The following is an 825-nucleotide window of genomic DNA, read 5'->3' on the forward strand; positions in this document are numbered from 1 at the left end:
CCCGCCACAGCGGCAGGTCGTCCGGGTGCAGCAGGATCGGCGCCCCGGTGGCGTCGGCCAGGGCCGGCGCGGCGTCGATGTGGTCGTTGTGCGCGTGGGTGCAGATGATGGCGCGCAGCGTACGTCCGCCGAGGGCGGTCCGGATGGCCGCAGCGTCGTGGGCGGCGTCGATGACGACCGCCTCGGTGTCGTCGCCGACGATCCAGACGTTGTTGTCGACGTCCCACTCGCCGCCGTCGAGGGCGAAGGTGCCGGAGGTGACCAGGTGGTCGATGCGGGCGTTCATCAGAAGACCACCACCGAGCGCAGGACGTCACCGTCGTGCATCCGCTCGAACGCCTGCTCGATGTCGCCGATTCCGATGGTCTCGGTGACGAACGCGCCGAGGTCGAGGCGGCCCTGCTGGTGCAGGTCGATCAGCATCGGGAAGTCGCGGGAGGGCAGGCAGTCGCCGTACCAGGAGGACTTGAGGGATCCACCGCGGCCGAAGACGTCGAGCAGCGGGAGTTCCAGCTGCATCTCGGGCGTGGGGACACCGACGAGGACGACGGTACCGGCGAGGTCGCGGGCGTAGAAGGCCTGCTTGTACGTCTCGGGACGGCCGACCGCCTCGATGACGACGTCGGCGCCGTTGCCGTCGGTGAGGGAGCGGATCGCCTCGACCGGGTCGCCGGTGCGGGAGTTGACGGTGTGGGTGGCACCCATCGTCTTCGCCGTCTCCAGCTTGCGGTCGTCGATGTCCACCGCGATGATCTTCGCCGCGCCGGCCAGCCGGGCCCCGGCGATCGCGGCGTCGCCGACGCCGCCGCAGCCGATGACGGCGAC

General features: G+C 70.9%; 2 protein-coding genes. Both read right to left on the minus strand.

The features are described 5' to 3' along the window. Nucleotides 1–286, minus strand: a 286-nt coding sequence (locus tag IH13_RS0124655) for an MBL fold metallo-hydrolase (protein ID WP_031087956.1), incomplete at its 3' end; no start/stop codon positions are given. Continuing rightward, nucleotides 286–825 (minus strand): zinc-binding dehydrogenase (locus IH13_RS0124660; RefSeq protein WP_031087958.1); only part of this gene is annotated, 540 nt, incomplete at its 5' end. The genes IH13_RS0124660 and IH13_RS0124655, both read right to left, overlap by 1 nt.

The organism is Streptomyces sp. NRRL WC-3549 (assembly GCF_000721935.1).
GTDB lineage: Bacteria > Actinomycetota > Actinomycetes > Streptomycetales > Streptomycetaceae > Streptomyces.